11 protein-coding genes are annotated in these 18596 nt (G+C 69.8%); 5 read left to right on the top strand and 6 right to left on the bottom strand.

The genetic code is table 11. The annotated features are described in order from the left end of the window. Positions 1-143 precede the first annotated feature (143 nt). Entirely contained in the window at positions 144-1649 is a 1506-nt protein-coding gene (locus ACZ4SW_RS15250; RefSeq protein ID WP_468242621.1) for a CYTH and CHAD domain-containing protein, read from the top strand. A 137-nt stretch (positions 1650-1786) separates the two neighbouring features. Continuing rightward, entirely contained in the window at positions 1787-3757 is a 1971-nt protein-coding gene (locus ACZ4SW_RS15255; protein WP_468242624.1) for a TIGR03960 family B12-binding radical SAM protein, read from the top strand. A 241-nt stretch (positions 3758-3998) separates the two neighbouring features. Here the strand turns inward: ACZ4SW_RS15255 and ACZ4SW_RS15260 are convergent, their stop codons facing one another. Both ACZ4SW_RS15260 and ACZ4SW_RS15265 read right to left on the bottom strand, forming a co-directional pair. Continuing rightward, entirely contained in the window at positions 3999-5360 is a 1362-nt protein-coding gene (locus ACZ4SW_RS15260; protein ID WP_468242627.1) for a cellulose binding domain-containing protein, read from the bottom strand. Between the two features lie 89 nt (positions 5361-5449). Continuing rightward, entirely contained in the window at positions 5450-7153 is a 1704-nt protein-coding gene (locus ACZ4SW_RS15265) for a glycosyltransferase (protein WP_468242629.1), read from the bottom strand. 465 nt (positions 7154-7618) lie between these two features. Here ACZ4SW_RS15265 and ACZ4SW_RS15270 point away from each other — a divergent pair, with 465 nt between their 5' ends. Next, the gene (locus ACZ4SW_RS15270; protein ID WP_468242632.1) at positions 7619-8929 is read left to right on the top strand and encodes a UDP-glucose dehydrogenase family protein; all 1311 of its coding nucleotides are present in this window, start codon (positions 7619-7621) and stop codon (positions 8927-8929) included. Between the two features lie 328 nt (positions 8930-9257). On the opposite strand, the gene ACZ4SW_RS15275 is transcribed toward ACZ4SW_RS15270, so the two are convergent. Next, positions 9258-10469, bottom strand: a complete 1212-nt coding sequence (locus ACZ4SW_RS15275; RefSeq protein ID WP_468242634.1) for an MFS transporter — start codon at positions 10467-10469, stop codon at positions 9258-9260. A gap of 91 nt (positions 10470-10560) precedes the next feature. Between ACZ4SW_RS15275 and ACZ4SW_RS15280 the strand changes: the two genes are divergently transcribed. Further along, positions 10561-11472, top strand: coding sequence for a LysR family transcriptional regulator (locus ACZ4SW_RS15280; RefSeq protein ID WP_468242636.1), 912 nt, complete (start codon positions 10561-10563; stop codon positions 11470-11472). A gap of 310 nt (positions 11473-11782) precedes the next feature. On the opposite strand, the gene ACZ4SW_RS15285 is transcribed toward ACZ4SW_RS15280, so the two are convergent. Together ACZ4SW_RS15285 and ACZ4SW_RS15290 are read right to left on the bottom strand one after the other, a co-directional pair. After that, on the bottom strand, positions 11783-12709 hold the full coding sequence (locus ACZ4SW_RS15285) for an NADP-dependent oxidoreductase (protein ID WP_468242639.1): 927 nt from the start codon (positions 12707-12709) through the stop codon (positions 11783-11785). 30 nt (positions 12710-12739) lie between these two features. Next, complete coding sequence (locus ACZ4SW_RS15290) at positions 12740-12964, bottom strand: hypothetical protein (protein WP_468242641.1); 225 nt, start codon at positions 12962-12964, stop codon at positions 12740-12742. A 141-nt stretch (positions 12965-13105) separates the two neighbouring features. Here ACZ4SW_RS15290 and ACZ4SW_RS15295 point away from each other — a divergent pair, with 141 nt between their 5' ends. Beyond that, the gene (locus ACZ4SW_RS15295; RefSeq protein WP_468242643.1) at positions 13106-14089 is read left to right on the top strand and encodes a GlxA family transcriptional regulator; all 984 of its coding nucleotides are present in this window, start codon (positions 13106-13108) and stop codon (positions 14087-14089) included. Between the two features lie 26 nt (positions 14090-14115). Here ACZ4SW_RS15295 and ACZ4SW_RS15300 read toward each other — a convergent pair whose 3' ends face one another. Next, positions 14116-14994: an alpha/beta fold hydrolase gene (locus tag ACZ4SW_RS15300; RefSeq protein ID WP_468242646.1), complete on the bottom strand. Its 879-nt coding sequence runs from the start codon at positions 14992-14994 to the stop codon at positions 14116-14118. Between the last annotated feature and the right edge of the window lie 3602 nt (positions 14995-18596).

An 18596-nucleotide genomic window follows, 5' to 3' on the forward strand; every position in this document is an offset into this window, starting at 1 on the left:
CGTCCCCGGGGGCCCGCCCCCGGGCCACCCCGATCCGCCTGCCGTCCTCGCCCTCGTCCTCGTCCTCGGCCTCGGCCTTGTCCTCGCCCTCGAACGCCGGACGGGCTCTGTCCTCCCGCCCCCGCCCCTACTAGATTCGGGTCATGGCGGACACCAAGCGTGAGATCGAGCGCAAGTACGAGGCCGCAGCCGGGGACGAACTGCCCGACCTGACCGGCGTCCCGGGCGTCTCGGCCGTCATCGACAAGGGCGTCGCCGAACTCGACGCCACCTACTACGACACGGCCGACGAACGCCTGGCCCGCGCCCGTCTGACCCTGCGCCGCCGCACCGGAGGCGACGACGCCGGCTGGCACCTCAAACTGCCGGTCGCCGACGGCGTCCGCGACGAGATCCGCGCCCCCCTCTCCGACACCGTCCCCCGCTCCCTGTCCGCCCTCGTCCGCTCCCGCGTCCGCGACACCCCCCTCGTCCCCCTCGTACGCCTGCGCTCCGCCCGCCACATCCGCCACCTCGTCGACGCCGACGGCGCCCTGCTCGCCGAGGTCAGCCTCGACCACGTCCGCGCCGAGCGGATCGGCGGCGGCACCGGCACGGGCACCGCGGCCTGGACCGAGATCGAGGTCGAACTCGCGGACGACGGCGACCCCCGCTTCCTCGACAAGGTGGAGAAAAAGCTCCGCAAGGCCGGAGTGCGCCGCTCACCGTCCCCCTCGAAGCTCGCCAGAGCCCTGCAGGAAACCGGCGGCCGCCCCGCGACCGGCGAGCAGCCACCGCCGGTCACCGCGGGCGACCACGTCCTCGCCTACGTCCGCGCCCAGCGGGACGCCATCGTCGCCCTCGACCCCGCGGTACGCCAGGACGCCTTCGACTCCGTACACGCCCTGCGCGTGGCCACCCGCCGGCTGCGCAGCACACTCCGCTCCTACGCCAAGGTCCTCGACCCCGCCGTCACCACCCCCCTCGCCGACGAGCTGAAGTGGCTGGCCGGCGAGCTGGGCGCGGACCGCGACCAGGAGGTGCTGACCGAACGCCTGACGGCCGCCGTCACCGCACTGCCCCGCCACCTGGTCGTCGGCCCGGTCCGCAACCGCCTGCGCACCTGGTCCACCGCGCGGCGCGGCGGCTCCCGGCGCCGCCTGATCGCGGTCCTCGACGGCGAACGCCACCTCCGGCTGCTGAACGCGCTGGACGCCCTGATCGCCGACCCGCCCCTGCTGAAGGCGGCCGCCGGGAAACCGTCCAAGGTGATCGCCAAGGCCGTACGGAAGGACCTCCGGCAGGTCGCCGACCTGATCGGCCGGGCCCTGGACCTGCCACCGGGCGACGACCGCGACCTCGCCATCCACGAGGCCCGCAAGAAGGCCAAGCGCACCCGGTACGCCGCCGAGGCCGCCGCACCGGCCCTCGGCCGCCCCGCCGAGGCCCTGGCCACGGCGATGAAGTCCCTGCAGACCCTGCTCGGCGACCACCAGGACAGCGTGATGGCCCGGATCGCCCTGCGGGAGCTGTCGGCCCAGGCGCACAAGGCGGGGGAGAGCACGTTCACCTACGGCGTCCTGCACGGCCGGGAGGAACAGCGGGCGGCCGCGGCGGAGGCGGCGCTGCCGGAGGCCTGGCGGGCGGTGGAGGCGGAAGCGGACCTCTGAGCGAAACGGGCGGTCGGCGCCCGAGACGGACGGACCACGGCCCGCCCCCGTCCTCCGGGCGTCCGAGGAGGTGCCCGGGCCGCGTTAGGCTAGATGGTCACCCCTGTCAGTTCCGTCCAGCTCACGAAAGTCGCGAGATGTCTGCCGAAACCGCCGTATCGGTGTTCCCGCAGCTCGAAGCTCTGCTGCCACATGTGCAGAAGCCGATCCAGTACGTGGGCGGCGAGCTGAACTCCACCGTCAAGGCGTGGGACGAGTGCGACGTCCGTTGGGCGCTCATGTATCCCGACGCCTACGAGGTCGGCCTGCCCAACCAGGGCGTCCAGATCCTCTACGAGGTCCTCAACGAGCAGGAGGGCGTCCTCGCCGAGCGCACCTACAGCGTGTGGCCGGACCTGGAGGCGCTGATGCGGGAGCACGCCGTCCCGCAGTTCACCGTCGACAGCCACCGCCCGGTGAAGGCCTTCGACGTGCTCGGCATCAGCTTCTCCACGGAGCTGGGCTACACGAACATGCTCACCGCCCTGGACCTCGCCGGCATCCCCCTGGAGTCCAAGGACCGCACCCTGGACGACCCGATCGTCATGGCGGGCGGCCACGCGGCCTTCAACCCCGAGCCGATCGCGGACTTCATCGACTGCGCCGTGATCGGCGACGGCGAGCAGGCGGTCCTGGAGGTCAGCAAGATCATCCGCGCCTGGAAGGCGGAGGGCCGCCCCGGCGGCCGCGAGGAACTCCTCTTCCGCCTGGCGAAGACCGGCGGCGTGTACGTCCCGGCGTTCTACGACGTCGAGTACCTCCCCGACGGCCGGATCGCCCGCGTCGTCCCCAACCGCTCGGGCGTCCCGTGGCGCGTCTCGAAGCACACGGTGATGGACCTCGACGAGTGGCCCTACCCCAAGCAGCCGCTCGTCCCCCTCGCGGAGACGGTCCACGAGCGCATGTCGGTCGAGATCTTCCGGGGCTGCACGCGAGGCTGCCGCTTCTGCCAGGCCGGCATGATCACGCGCCCGGTCCGCGAGCGCTCCATCACCGGCATCGGCGAGATGGTCGACAAGGGCCTGAAGGCCACGGGCTTCGAAGAGGTCGGCCTTCTCTCCCTCTCCTCCGCGGACCACTCGGAGATCGGCGACATCGCCAAGGGCCTGGCCGACCGCTACGAGGACGACAAGATCGGCCTCTCGCTCCCCTCCACCCGCGTGGACGCCTTCAACATCGACCTGGCGAACGAGCTGACCCGCAACGGCCGCCGCTCCGGCCTTACCTTCGCCCCCGAGGGCGGCTCGGAACGCATCCGCAAGGTCATCAACAAGATGGTCTCGGAAGACGACCTGATCAGGACCGTCGCGACGGCCTACGGCAACGGCTGGCGCCAGGTGAAGCTGTACTTCATGTGCGGCCTGCCCACGGAGACCGACGAGGACGTCCTCCAGATCGCCGACATGGCGACGCGCGTGATCCAGAAGGGCCGTGAGGTCTCGGGCTCCAACGACATCCGCTGCACGGTGTCGATCGGCGGCTTCGTCCCCAAGCCCCACACCCCCTTCCAGTGGGCGCCCCAGCTCTCGGCCGAGGAGACGGACGCGCGCCTGGAGAAGCTGCGGGACAAGATCCGCGGCGACAAGAAGTACGGCCGCTCGATCGGCTTCCGCTACCACGACGGCAAGCCGGGCATCGTCGAGGGCCTGCTGTCGCGCGGCGACCGCCGGATCGGCGCGGTGATCCGCGCGGTCTACGACGACGGCGGCCGCTTCGACGGCTGGCGCGAGCACTTCTCCTACGACCGCTGGATGGCCTGCGCCGAGAAGGCGCTGGCCCCCTACGGCGTGGACGTCGACTGGTACACCACCCGCGAGCGCACCTACGAGGAGGTCCTCCCCTGGGACCACCTCGACTCGGGCCTCGACAAGGACTGGCTCTGGGAGGACTGGCAGGACGCCCTCGACGAGACGGAGGTCGAGGACTGCCGCTGGACGCCCTGCTTCGATTGCGGGGTGTGTCCGCAGATGGACACCCACATCCAGATCGGCCCGACCGGCAAGAAGCTGCTGCCTCTGACGGTCAAGAACGCAGGGCCGACACCGGCTTCGAGTGGTCACGCGCACTGAGGTGGGCGAGGCGTTCGACCGAATGGTTGAGGCGCTGGCGGTGGCGGCTGCGCTGGCCACGGTCGGCGCTTCGGCCCTTCGCCCGTCGCCACCTTCGGTGTCTGCTCGGACGCCGCTGCCGGGACCCGAAACTTCGCCGCACATCGTTTCCGAGGTGGAGTGGCTCTGACTCCGTACCAGCTTGTGCGTAACTGCGCGGCCGTCCCCGTAGATGCCGTACTGGAGCTCGGTCAGGCAGGTCTCACTTCTTGACAGTGTTGGCGTAGTTGATTCCGGTGTGGGAGAGGCCGTCTACGGCCTTTCCCACTTCCGCTGCAGTCTGGGTTTCGTCGGCTTTGTAGTAGAACCAGTTGACCCGCATGTCCCAGGTGCGTGAACCTTCGTAGGGAAGATCGACGAACCACGCGTTGAAGTTCACGGACATGTTCACGCTCGGGTAGTACTTGCCACTACTGGTGAAGATTTTCTGGCCGTCGACGGAGTAGGTGACCTTCCCGTGTGCGGCGGTGATCAGGATGGTGTGCCAGCCTTGGAGGCTGCGGACGGCCTCCTTCGCGACCCGGTCGCCGTCCACCTTGCTGTGCCACGTCACCAGGTCCAGCCTGGGTCCCGGCGCGCCCCAGCCGCCGTTCGGCTGGTACTCGGTGTCGAGTTCGCTGTAGCGGGCACGGTCGGGCGAGATCGCGTAGAAGGCCTCGGTGACGTGATCGCCGTTCGTGCCGCTGGTGGGTTTGTCGTTGAAATAGATTCGGGCGGCATACGTTCCTGTCAGGAATTTTGTGCCACTGGTCATTATCTCGGCCTGTTTGGTTCCGGCCTTCGTCCCGTCGGTGCCGGCACGCAGTTGCAGGGCCTGACTGCCCTCAGCGGTCTTCTCGTACGGGAAGCTGATTCCCGATGCGGACCAGGTGTCGTGGATGCCGGGGCCGCCCTCGCTTGTGCGGACGATCCAGCCGTGGGCGTGGAGTGCGGGGTCGTTGGGCCCGCTGTAGTGGAAGTTGTCGAACACGACCCCGGAAGGGGGTGCCGGCTGCGCGGTGGTGAAGGTGCCTTGGGCAGCCTTGCCGCCGCTGGGTTCGTCCCCCCAGACGTGCTTTCCCCTCAGGTAGGCGGTCAACAGCTTCGACGGCTGGAAAGTCTTGTCGGCGGCGTCGTAGGAGCGGTCATTTCGCTGGTTCACCCTCTTGCCGTCGGGGCGGTACAACTGGAGTCCTATGGCGCCGTCCTTCTCACCCGCCGCCAAGCTGCCCGCGCCCTCGGTGAACCGGATTTCCAGGTAGTGGTCGGCGTTGGACGTCGGCTCTTCCATTGCCACGACCGTCCCGGAGATGTCGGAGCAGCCGATGGAGGCCTCGAGGCAGTTGTACGCGAACGAGGGGGCTCGGTCCTGAGTGAAGTAGTACCGGATGGTGACGTCCGAGAGGCTCACCTTCTTCTTGGACGTGTTGACCACTTCGAACCAGGGCTCGGTCGCGTCCGCCGTGGCGGGCGTGCCGGCCTTGTACCGGATGGTGAGCTGCGGAGGCTGCGAGGTGCGCCACAAGTGGGACAGGCCGACGCCGCCGGCCGCGACAATGATCAGCACGATCAGTGTCTTGATCAAGGTTCTTGCACGGCGGGAGCTAGAAGACCTGCGTCGCCGGGAGGGTACAGACCCGGTGGGAAAGGCGGTGGCCACCGATAGCTCCTACCTCAGGGCGTTTGGCGCTCTGATCCGGGCCAGATCCCGGTCGGTTCCACCACCGCGGCGCGCCCGCGCTCGTAGGTTTCGGCTTGGAAGTCCGAATGGTAGGTGGCCTGCGGGGCGGCTTCAGGGCCGGTGCCGTACACGGCCGCGTCCCACTCGTTGCCGAAGCCGTTCCAGGACTGGTCCGGCACGGCCTGGAGCGGGATCAGGCCGCCCGCTTCATAGCCTTGCTGGTACGACCCGGCGTGCGACGGAGCCGGGGGGTACGGGCCGTACGGTGGGAACGGGTCCGCGGGAAACGTGGCCGGGGCGTGCCCGCTCTGTGGCTGATAGGACTCCACCGGTGTCGTCGGCTGCAGCGCCTCCACCGATGCCGGGCCGTGCCCGCCGTCTCCGATGCCCTCGGCCTGAGCGCCGCCCTCGGCGGGGGTGCCCCCATGGGGGCTGTGCACCTCGTGCAGCGTGTCCTCCGCCTTGGTGATCTCGGCACCGTTCTCTCTGGTGCCCCACTTCGTCTTATTCAGCGTGGCCAGAGAGTACAGGCGCAGCGGCAACAGGAGACCAAGGTTGAGCAGGGCGTACAGCGGGGCGCAGGCGAAGGTGAAGATTCGGTCGATGAACGGGATGTTGATGGCCCCTCGCAGGTAGTGCAAGGACCTGATCCAGGACATGAGGCAGATGTAGCCGGCGTATCCCGCCAGGACCTTCCAGCCGGCGGGGTGCATGGCGATGACGACCAGCGCAGCGAGCAGAGCGCTGGTGAACGCCACCCAAGTAGCGAGTTCCAGAAGATTCAGCCACCAAAAGGTGCGGTGGATGTATCTCAGGCGGACAGCCAGGAGGCTTCCCTCACGGAAGAACGACTTGCCCCAGCGAATCTGCTGACGGACGTAGTGGCCGAGTTTCTCGGGGACATCGGTCCAGCCGACCGCGGCGGGTTGGATGAGGGAGCGGCCCTCAATCAGGCAGTAGTAGGTCAGGCGGCGGTCGTCGCCGAAGGTGGCGGGCTTACCGAGAAAGCGCTGGTTGAGGAAGTCGTCAACGTACTTGCGTGCGACCCATCCGCGGTATGCGGCCAGGGACCCGCACGCGCATAGGACGGAGCCGAGCCGGCTGTATGCGACACGTTCGCCGAGAAAGGCGTTGACGTAGCGCATGTCGATCAGGCGGGTGAGCAGGTTCACTGCCCGGTTGTGAGCGAGGACGAGTCCCGTCACGCAGGTGACCCGACGGTGGCTGAAGGGACTCAGCAATTCGTCCACGGCCCACTCGTCCAGGACTGTGTCGGAGTCGACGCAGACGTAGACATCAGCGCCGGGGGCATCGGCGAATCCTGCTGCCAAGCCATGCCGTTTGCCCCGGTTTTCCGGGAAACGAATCAAGTTGATGCGGATTCCGGCTGCGTGGAACTGCTGTCGCAGGTTTGCGATGACCTGTTCGGCATCTCGCGTGGCGGAGCAGTCGTCCACAACGCTGATAGAGCCCAGGGGCCGCTTCTGCGCGAGGAGCGACTCCAGGCATCGCCGGAGCATGGCCGGTGATTCGTTGTAGACCGTGATGACGCCGTGGACTGTCAGCGGGCTCGCTCCCCGACCATTCCCGCGGCGTCTCTTCCGGCGACCGCCCCCAGGGCGAGGTATGGACAGCAAGAGCTTGAGCGCAAGGACACATCCGACGGCGGTCCCGTATCCGGACAAGTGCAGGTTCATATCCGGCCGTCCGCCGAGACGCTTGCGGCGACCATGCGGGTCCTACCCGAGGAGCGCGCCGCAAAGTCGGCGCCAACGACGGATCCCGCGTCGACAGGCACCCAGCCGTCCAGCCGACCCCTGATGTGCTGGGAGAAATACACGTACACGCCAACCCGCGCAAGTTGCCCGTATTCGGACATAACCCCCCCGTATGAGCGTCTGATGTGGCAGAAGTGAAAATCGTGTGTGTGGCGCATGTATATCATGCGGATAGTTGAAAGTCGCATTACATCACGGACTGGTCACAGGGGGGCACACCCACAGGCAACGGCCTTGCAAGCCTTCGTCTGCTCCAGCAGCAGCCATCCGCGGGAACTTCGACCGCGTCGCCCCATCTCAGGGTCCACCGCGCCCCGCCAGTGCTGACGCCTGCCTGCCCGGCGCAGGTCCCTTCTCATCCCGAAAGAACGAACGGAGTCCCGTATGCAGGGCAGCACCCGCAGCATCGCCGTCTTCGGCGCCGGCTACATCGGACTGGTCACAGCCGCCTGCTTCGCCCACCTGGGCCACCGGGTTACCGTCCGCGACATCCAGCCCGAACGCATCCGTCTGCTGAACTCCGGCGACGTGCCCATCTACGAGCCGGGCCTGGGTGACCTCCTTGCCGAGAACAAAGAGCGCCTGACCTACACGCTGGACGCCGCCGAAGCCGTCCGCGACGCCCAAGTCGCCTACATCTGCGTCGACACCCCGCCCACCGCGTCGGGAGACGCCGACCTGTCCCGCGTCTGGGCCGTCATCGACGCTCTCAAGGACGCATCCCAACTGACCGCCGTCGTGGTCAAGTCCACCGTCCCGGTCGGTACCGGAGCCCGAGTCAGAACCGCTCTCGACGAAGCCGGCCTTGAGCGCGTCGGCTACGCCTCCAACCCCGAGTTCACCGCCGAAGGCCGCGCTGTCACCGACTTCCTGCACCCGGACCGCATCGTCATCGGCACCGCCGACGCCACCACCGCCGCACTGCTGACCGAGTTGCACGCGGGCATCGACGGCCCGGTGCAGCAGATGGACGTTGCCTCCGCCGAAATGGTCAAACTGGCTGCCAACGCCCTGCTCGCCACGAAGATCACCTTCATCAACGAGATAGCCACTGTCTGCGAAGCGACCGGCGCCGACGTCACTCACGTCGCCGACGCCATCGGCATGGATCACCGACTCGGCCGCCACTTCCTCAACGCCGGCCTCGGTTACGGTGGATCCTGCTTTCCCAAGGACTCCCGTGCCCTGCGCGCCATGGCCAGCAACACCGGCTATTCCTTCCAACTCCTCAACGCCGTCATCGCGGTCAACGACCTCCAGCCCCGTCGCGCCGTCCAGCGGCTCAAGGCCGAACTCGGCACCCTCAACCAGCGGCGCATCGCCCTGCTCGGCATGACGTTCAAGCCCGGCACCGACGACATGCGCGAAGCTCCCAGCACCGTCCTCGCCTCCCGCCTCCTCGCCGAAGGCGCCACCCTCACCTGCTGGGACCCCATGGCACGCCCCGCCGACACGGCCCCCTGGACCACCGCAGAACGGCACTCGACCGTCATCGAGGCCATCACCGGCGCCGACGCTGCCGTCATCGTCACCGAATGGGCCCACCTCTACGACGTCGACTGGGAACAGGCACGCCCCGCCATGCGTAACCCGCTGCTCCTCGACGGGCGCAACATGCTCGACCCCGCCGCCCTTTCGCGTGCCGGGTACACCTGCATGAGCGTGGGACGCGCCACAACCCGGCCCCAGCCGTGAACCTCTACTGGTGCGCGCGCTGGCGGGTAACGCTCTCCAGGTAGCGTTCCGCGGCTGCGAGTAGCCACCTGCCCGCAGATGGACACTCACATCCAGATCGGCCCGACCGGCAAGAAGCTGCTGCCTCTGACGGTCAAGAACGCGGGGCCGACGCCGGCTTCGAGTGGTCACGCGCACTGAGGTGGGCGAGGCACTCGACCGGGTGATGGAGGCGCCGGCGGGGGCGGGTCTGAGGGCCGGCGGCCTGGGCCACGGTCGTACACAGTGACGTTCGCCCGGGTGGATGGTCTCGATCCACGTGGTGTCCTGTGGCTTCCCGGCGTGGGTTTCAGCGTCGAACCATCCGCGAGCCGGAGATTGCGACAAGGACCGCGGCGAGGGTGACAAGGCCGACGACCACGGTGACCGTGGGCCAGACCCTGAGCGCGCCGGCGGTGAGGAGCGGCGGGATGGTCATGCCGGCGTAGGCGACGAGGAAGATGCCGGCGAGCGCCTCGCCTCGACGCTCCGCATCGGCGACCGCGGCGACGGTGCCGAGGGCGGCTCGGAACAGGATGCCGATCCCCGCGCCCGCGACCCCGCCGCCGATGAGGAAGAGCGGAAGCGAGGCGACGATGGCGGCGACGCCGATGCTCACGAGCCCGAGCGCGGCGAGTGCGACGGCGAGCCCGATCTGAGGGCGCATCGCCAGCCGGACGGTGAGGATCTGCGCGAGGGCCGCCGCCATGAAAACGACGAAGGGCGACAGGCCGGCGAGCAGGTGCGAGTGCAGCCCGAGGAGACCGACGAGGAAGGTCGAGGACAGTCCCATGAAGGTGCCGAACACTGCGAACGCCCCGAACGCCGCCGCTCCGGCCGCCCAGAACGCGCCCCTGCCCGCCGCCGGCACTGCGACGCGCTGCGGCCGGTAGGCAGGGCGCTCCTCACGGCGCTCAACCGTCTCGGGAACGAAGGCGACCAGGATCCCTTCGACGACCAGGAGGATGGCGAAGGCCACGTAGGGGGCGATGAGCGGTCGCGTGGACCAGGTCGCGATGAGCCCGCCGATCAGCGGGCCGAGGCCGATGCCGCCGAGGTTTGCGAAGGTCGACACAAGGGCGACGCGGCCTTTGGCGTGGTGGGCCGCTGCACCGAGCTCGGAGAGGTGCGCGGTCGCCGTGGCGGTGAGGATGCCGATGCCGAGTCCACTGATGAAGCGGGCGACGATGAGGCCGGCGACGTCGTTCCAGACGAGGAAGAGGATCGCGGCCAGCAGGTTGATGAGCAGCGAGCCGAGGATCACGCGTCGGCGTCCCAGCCAGTCGGAGACATGGCCCGCGAGATACAGGCTCAGCATGACCCCGACCGCGTATGCGCCGAAGATGATGGTGAGGACGATCGTCGGAAAGCCGTCGCGCTGCTGGTAGATCGCGTAGAGGGGCGTCGGGACGGCGCAGAACGCGAGCTCGGTGCTGAAGGCGAGCGCGATGATCCAGAACCCCGCCCCATGGGGAATTCGTTCGGTGGCTGGAGTCCGGGCCGGAGCAGCAGTTGTCGTCATTTCTCCATGCTCGACACCTCAGGTCATCGCGTCCAACGCATACTCTTGGTCACAGTTATCGACGTAACCGATGGTGCCGGGAGACAGAGAGATGGAGACCCGACTGGTCGAGTACGCGATCGCGGTCGCCGACGAGCTGAGCTTCACCCGTGCCGCGCAACGCGTCTACGCAGCACAGTCGACCGTCTCCGCCGGCGTTCGGGCGCTGGAACGAGAGCTCGGCACTGCGCTCTTCGAGCGAGACCAGCGAGGGGTGCGGATCACCGCCGCCGGAGAGGCGGTGCTGCCTGCGCTTCGCGCGCTCGCCGACGCCGAGGCGCGCGCCCGCACCGCAGCCGACCCGCGAGGCGAACTGCGGGGGGAACTGCGTATCGGGGTGTTCTCCAGCGTGAGCTACCTCGCGATCCCGCGCGTCATCGGCGCCTTTCACCGCGAACACCCGCTCGTCGACCTCCGACTGCGCGCGTCTTCGTCCGGCTCGGCGGAGCTCGCCGACGCCGTGCGGCGGGGGCGGCTCGATCTCAGCTTGTACGGGCTGCCGGCGGCCACCGCGGGCCCAGGCCTTGCCGTGCACCGGCTCGCCACAACGCCCTACGCGGTCATCCTCCCGGCCGACCATGAACTCGCATCACGCGCGGGACTGACGCTGAAGGACCTCGCGAACGAGCGCTTCGTGGACGCGCCTGTCGGTTTCGGCAACCGGGACGTCCTCGACGCCGCGCTCGGCGCACGCGGGGTGGTGCGCGACGTCGCAATCGAGGCGACCGAGACCGGCTCGATCCCGGTCTTCGTCGCCAACGGCCTCGGCATCGCGCTGCTTCCCGAACTGCTGATCCCGCCAGGCGAAGGCATCGCAGTCGTCCCTCTGAACGAGCGCATCGACTGGGAGTTCAACGTCGTGACGCGGACCTCGACCGGCGAAGCCACCGCCGCTCTGCTCGAGCAGTTGCTCGCGGCCTATCGACCCCTGTTCCCGGCGCGTTCAGCTCGTCAGGGGCGGTAGAGGAGCGCCGTGACGATCCGACGCAAGCCCGCCCGGATGTCGTCGTCGTGGTCGGGGAACTGAGCGGGAAAGGCATCCTGGACCGACGCGAGGGCCCGTCCGACCGGCGCCGCCGGATCGTGGCCATCGCCCCCGACCAGCACGACGTGATCGCCGCCTGGCTCGCCCCCGGCGCCGCAACATGGCGACGCGTGCTCACCGCTGACCCCGGCACAGCGGCGCCTCTTCGTCGACACTCTGCGCGATGATGAGGCGGCAGCGGCGGAGGAACGCGAGCGCTGAGGGCGCCGGGCGCGGAAGGTCGGCTTCCTCAGCTCTGGTCCTGGGCGACCTGGATGATCGTCTTGCCGGCGACGCGCCGCTCGGGGGCGAAGGCGGCGGCCGCCTCGGCGAGCGGTTTCACCGCGCCGACCCGCACGACGAGCCGTCCGTCCAGGAGCCGCTGCGCCATGTCCGCGAGGCGCGCACGGTCCGGTTCCACGACGAAGAAGACCGCTCGTCCGTCCTCGGGCCGGACGGTGGGCGGCCGGGTGACCGAGACGAGTGTGCCGCCGGCGCGTACCAGTGCGGCCGAGCGGTCGAGGATGTCACCACCGATCACGTCGAACACCACGTCGACCTCGCCCGCGTCCTCCAGCCGGTCGGCTTCCAGGTCCAGGAAGGCGTGCGCGCCCAGCCCGAGGGCGGTGTCGCGGTCGGTGGACCGGCCGGTGCCGATCACGCGGGCTCCGGCCTCGTGCGCGAGCTGCACCGCCAGGGAGCCGACGCCGCCGGCGGCTCCGTGGATCAGGACGGTCTGTCCCGTCATGACCCGCGCGTGATCGAACAGGCCCTGCCAGGCGGTCAGTGCGGAGATCGGCAACGCGGCCGCCACCGTGTGGTCGAGGTCCGCGGGGAGCGGGGCGAGGTTACGGGCCTCCACGGCGACGTACTCGGCCAGAGAGCCGTTGCGGGCCCAGTCGGTCAATCCGAAGACCCGCTGACCGACGGTGAGACCGGTGGTGCCGTACCCCAGTTCCGCCACCACACCCGACACCTCGTGCCCGGGCACGCTCGGTGTGCGATCGCGGCCGGCGCGGTCGGACCACGTCGCAGGCCAGTCGAGTTCTCCGCGGGTGAAGCCCGCGGCATGCACCCGCACGACCACGTCGTTCTCAGCCGCATGGGGATAGGGCAGATCCGTCAGGGTCAGCCCGCCGACGCCTGCGCTGCGGTCATGGACGGTGATGGCCTGCAAGACGGCTCCTCTCTCCTGGTCTCTTCGACGTCAGTTCGGCCAGGGTGCGTTGGTGACGCGCTCGAGCATGGATGTGCGGCGGAAACCGGGAACGAAATGTTCCAGCACGTCCGCGTTGACGGTCCCGTAGGTGGTGTCCGGGCGGTCCTTGAGCCCCTCGACGAAGACCTGCAGGAATTCCCTCTTGAAGTAGGAAATCGGTGGCCTCCGCCACGGCCGCGGTCTCGGGAATTTCCACGCCTGCGATGATGTCACTCATGACGTCCGTTTTTTTCCTGTCGCATGCGGCGAATGGGCGGTGATTCGTCCTTTCCCCACAGTGCCGACCGCCGGCGCTCGGCGCCACCTCGGTCCGGCCGTGAACCACCCCGATCCAGACGCCTGAGGAAGGGGACCATGAGCTCCCACACGCACCGGGTGGCGATCCTCGTCTACGACGGGGTGACCCTGCTGGACGTCGCCGGCCCCACGGAGGTGTTCTCCGAGGCGAATCGACTGGGTGCCGACTACCGGACCGTCCTGCTGTCGGCGACCGGCACCGACGTCACCTCGTCGACCGGCATACGCATCACCGTCGACGGCGACCCCACCTCGGAGCCGGCTTTCGACACGTTCGTGGTGCCGGGCGGGAACGTCTATCCCAGGGATCCCGTCACGCCCGATCTGACCGAGGCCGCAAGGGCTCTGGCGGGCCGGTCCGGTCGAGTCGCCTCCGTGTGCTCCGGAGCGTTCGTCCTGGCCGCCGCGGGCCTGCTGGACGGCAAGCGTGCCACCACCCACTGGAAGATCGCCCGTGAGCTCGCCGTCCGGCATCCGAAGATCCGTGTCGAACCGGATGCCATCCATGTGCGCGACGGCGGCACCTACACCTCGGCGGGCGTCAGCGCCGGCATCGACCTGGCCCTGGCCCTCGTCGAGGAAGACCACGGCCCCGACCTGAGCCGTCACGTCGCCCGCGCCCTGGTGGTCTACCTGCAACGCGCGGGCGGCCACTCACAGCTCTCCGCTCCCCTGCGGGGCGCGCCACCCCGTTCCCCGGCGCTCCGCACGGTCGTCGACCTGGTGATGGCCGATCCCACGGGCAACCACTCCCTTGACGACCTGGCCGGGAAACTCAACGTCAGCCCCCGCCATCTCACCCGGCTGTTCCGGAACGAGCTGGCCACCACGCCGGCCCGGTACGTCGAATCGATCCGGTTCGACATCGCCAAGGCCCTCCTCGAGCGGGGACACACCGCCACCCAAGCGGCGTCCTTGGCCGGATTCCCGAGCTACGAGAGTCTCCGCCGGGTCTTCGCACGGGAGTTGTCCATCACTCCCGCCGCCTACCGCCGCCGTGCCGGAACCACCCACGAAGCCACCCCTGGCAGCAGCCGATGAACGGCGGCGGCGCACCGCGGCACCGCTCACCGCGACGATGAACCCGCCTCGGCCGTGCCTCTTCCGGCGGAGGTGACGCCGGCGGCGGCCCGGAGGATCAGGTCGGCGACGGCGTCGGGGCGGGCGATCAGCGAGACGTGACAGGTGTCGATCTCGACGGTGCGGGAGTGGGCGCGCTGGGCCTCGAAGCGTTCCTGGTCCGGGTTGATGGTCATGTCCTGCCGGCCGACGAGGGCCCAGGACGGGATGTCCCTCCACGCCGCGACCTTGGCCTTGTCCGAGAACGCGGTGGTGGCCGCGGGCCGCTGGGTGACCGCCAGCAGGTTCGCCTCGCTCGCCGGCAGGCAGGCGGCGAAGACCGGATGCACCTTGTCCCGCTTGAGGTACAGGTCGGTGCCGCTGACGGCGCCCGCCCGGTAGGGCACGGAGGTGGTGGCGGTGCCGAGGGCGCTGGGGAAGCGGGCGGACAGCGACATGCCGCTTTCGCCCACGTCGGGCATCAGCGCCGAGATGTACACCAGGGACTTCACCTGGGGGTTGCCGGCCGCGGCCGTGCTGATCACGGCGCCGCCGTAGGAGTGGCCGGCCAGCACGACGGGGCCCTTGACGCTCTTGAGCACCGAGGCGATGTAGGCGGAGTCGCTGTACAGCCCGCGCAGTGGGTTGGCCGGGGCCATGACCGTGTAGCCGCGGCGCTCCAGCCGTTCGATCACCCCCTTCCAGCTCGAGCCGTCGGCGAAGGCCCCGTGCACCAGCACGATGGTGGGCTTGGCGCCGCTCGCGTCACTGTCCGCTGCGGCCGGGACCGCCGTGGCCGTGCACAGGGCGGCGACGGCGCATCCCGCCGCCATGACGCGCAAGCGCCCCGTGCGGTGACGTATGCCGTGGACCGCGGATGCTGTCATGCCGTTCTCGCTTTCCTCTGGGTCCTCCGGGGATGTGCACATCAGCGTTCACGCATCGGCGCCGTCGAGCCCGCCCATCCGGTGCAATCGGGTGAAATCGACCGGCTCGTGCCGTTCGTCGAGAGATACGTTTTTTCGGCGCGTTCACGGCGCTGGTCGGACGCGGCGCCGTACGACGGCCCAGAAACGGACGGGTGATTGTCCGGTTATGCGGTCACGCTTTTTCATTTGCGCGGCGGGCTGGCCGGGTGACGTTTCGGTGGCCGCTCCTCAAAGGGACTGAATGCAGTCGTCGCCGGTCGATATTGGTTTCAGGCCACGGCGGCACAGTGTGCGCCTATTCGCCTGCGCGCGAACTCACTTGGCCTTTTTCCTTCGAGCGGTGCAGGAGATTCTCGAACATGCGGACATCACTTCGAAGGTCTCGCCTCAAGGCCGCCGGCCTGCTTTCATTGGCCAGCGCCGTCGCCATGGTCTCGAATCTCGTCTCCCAAACGGTGGCTGTGGCCGACGCGCTCGAGAGATCGCATGGCGGCCACGTGAGCGGAGCAGCCGGCCCGAAGGGCGCTGTGGGTGCCTCCTTGGGACCGCAGGGGCCTGATTCCGGTCGGTCACAGGGGCGCGGGCCCCAGGGGCATGACTCACATGACTCACATGACTCGCAGGGCTCCCATGATGCGCATGACTCGGGATCCCATGGATCGCGCGGGCCGCAAGGCCCCCAGGGAGCGCCAGGAGCGCAGGGCGCGCAAGGAGTACAGGGCAGCACTGGGGTGCAGGGGCCCCAGGGTTCCCAGGGCTACGGAGATCCGGGGCCGCAGGGTTTCCAGGGTTCGACCGGGGCTCAGGGGTCGACCGGAGATCCGGGTCCGCAAGGTCCCCAGGGTTCGACTGGGGATACGGGTCCGCAAGGTCCCCAGGGTTCGACTGGGGATACGGGTCCGCAAGGTCCCCAGGGCTCGAACGGGGCTCAGGGCTCGCAGGGTTTCCAGGGTTCGACCGGGGCTCAGGGCGCGAACGGAGCGCAGGGGTCCGCCGGCCCGCAGGGTTCGCAGGGTTTCCAGGGCTCGACTGGGGACACGGGCCCGCAGGGCTTCCAGGGCTCGACCGGCGCTCAGGGCTCGACCGGAGATACGGGCCCGCAGGGGGCAACCGGTGGGCAGGGTCCGCAGGGCTTCCAAGGCTCCACGGGGGCTCAGGGCACTGCCGGAGCGCAGGGCTCCACGGGCTCGCAGGGCCTGATGGGGACGCAGGGTCCGCAGGGTTTCCAAGGCTCGGCCGGGATCCAGGGCTCTACGGGTCCGCAGGGTTCTGCTGGAGCGCAGGGAGAGGCGGGAACGCAAGGTCCGCAGGGTTTCCAGGGTTCCGCCGGGATCCAGGGCTCCGCCGGTCCGCAGGGCTCCACCGGCGCGCAGGGGGCAACCGGCGGGCAGGGCTCCCAGGGTTCCGAGGGGCCCGCCGGTCCGCAGGGCTCCAGCGGGGCTCAGGGAGAGACCGGTCCGCAGGGACCGCAAGGCTTCCAGGGTTCCGCCGGGACGCAGGGCTCTGCCGGCGCACAGGGCTCGACCGGTCCTCAGGGGGCCGACGGCACTCAGGGGGAGGCGGGAGCGCAGGGTGCGCAGGGCTTCCAGGGCTCGGCCGGTGCTCAGGGTTCCACCGGAGCGCAGGGCTCCACCGGGGCCCAGGGGGAGCCGGGTCTGCCGGGCCCGCAGGGGTTCCAAGGGGCGAACGGTGCGCAGGGTGCCACCGGTCCGCAGGGCTCGCTCGGACCTCAAGGGGCCGGAGGTGCACAGGGCCCGCAGGGGTTCCAGGGCTCCCCAGGTGTTGAGGGTGCCACGGGACCGCAGGGCTTGACCGGTGCTCAGGGAGCCGGCGGCCCGCAGGGTGCCCAGGGCTTCCAGGGTTCGATCGGTGCCCAGGGTTCCACCGGTGCACAGGGCATGACGGGTACTCAGGGGGAGGCGGGTCCGCAGGGTCCGCAGGGTTTTCAGGGTTCGTTGGGGCCGCAGGGTTCCTCCGGTGCGCAGGGCGCCTCCGGTGCTCAGGGGGAGGCGGGTGCGCAGGGTCCGCAGGGTTTTCAGGGTTCGTTGGGTCCCCAGGGTTCTTCCGGCGCCCAGGGAGCTGCCGGTGCTCAGGGGGAGGCGGGCTCGCAGGGGTCGCAGGGTTTCCAGGGCTCCACTGGTCCGCAGGGTTCTTCCGGTGCACAGGGCGTGATGGGTGCCCAGGGGGATGCGGGGCCGCAGGGGTCGCAGGGTTTCCAGGGCTCGACCGGTCCGCAGGGTTCCTCCGGTGCGCAGGGCGTGATGGGTGCCCAGGGCGATATGGGTGCCCAGGGTCCGCAGGGTTTCCAGGGTTCCTTGGGGCCGCAGGGTTCCTCCGGCGCGCAGGGCTCCACCGGCGCTCAGGGGGATGCGGGGCCGCAAGGCCCCCAGGGATTTCAAGGTTCGTTGGGTCCTCAGGGCTCCTCCGGGGCGCAGGGCGCGACGGGCGCTCAGGGGGATGCAGGCCCGCAGGGCCCGCAGGGGTTCCAGGGTTCGGTCGGCCGGCCGGGTTCCACTGGCGCGCAGGGCTCCACCGGTGCTCAGGGCGATACAGGCACACAGGGTCCGCAGGGCTTTCAGGGTTCGATCGGCTCGCAGGGCTCGACCGGTGTTCAGGGCTCCACAGGTGCGCAGGGTCCGCAGGGGACCCAGGGCTCCACCGGCGCCCAGGGTGATACGGGCACACAGGGTCCGCAGGGTTTCCAGGGCTCGCTGGGTCCGCAGGGTGCCACCGGTCCGCAGGGCGCCACCGGAGTGGGGGAGACGGGTCCTCAGGGGACGCAGGGTGTCCAGGGGTCCACCGGTCCTCAGGGTGCGACAGGCCCGCAGGGAGAGACCGGCGCGCAAGGCCCCGCCGGTGGTCCGCAGGGCCCGCAGGGAGAGGCCGGGGCGCCAGGTCCCGCCGGTGGTCCGCAGGGCCCGCAGGGAGACACCGGGGCTCAGGGGTCCGCCGGTGCGCAGGGTCCGCAAGGGTTCCAAGGGGACACCGGCGCCCAAGGGGACACGGGTTCCCAGGGGCCGCAGGGTTTCCAGGGCTCGGCCGGCACGCAGGGGTTCACGGGTGCTCAGGGAGCCACCGGCGCCCAGGGCTTCCAGGGCTCCGTCGGCGCTCAAGGGCCGAGCGGGGCGCAGGGTTCCACCGGGGCGCAGGGGGATGCGGGTCCCCAGGGGCCGCAGGGCTTCCAGGGCTCCGCCGGTCCGCAGGGCTCCAGGGGCGCGCAGGGCTCCACGGGCGCTCAGGGGGCCACCGGTGACGAGGGTCCCCAGGGTTTCCAGGGTTCCACCGGTCCTCAGGGTTTCACGGGTGCGCAGGGCTCCACGGGCGCGCAGGGGGCGATGGGGTCGCAGGGTCCGCAGGGCTTCCAGGGTTCCGTCGGCGCACAGGGCTCGACCGGTGCGCAGGGCGCCACGGGTGCTCAGGGTGATACGGGTCCGCAGGGTGCTCAGGGCTTGCAGGGTTCCACTGGTCCTCAGGGTTTCACGGGTGCGCAGGGCTCCACGGGCGCGCAGGGGGCGATGGGGTCGCAGGGTCCGCAGGGCTTCCAGGGTTCCGTCGGCGCG

The organism is Streptomyces sp. NPDC028331 (genome assembly GCF_055565775.1).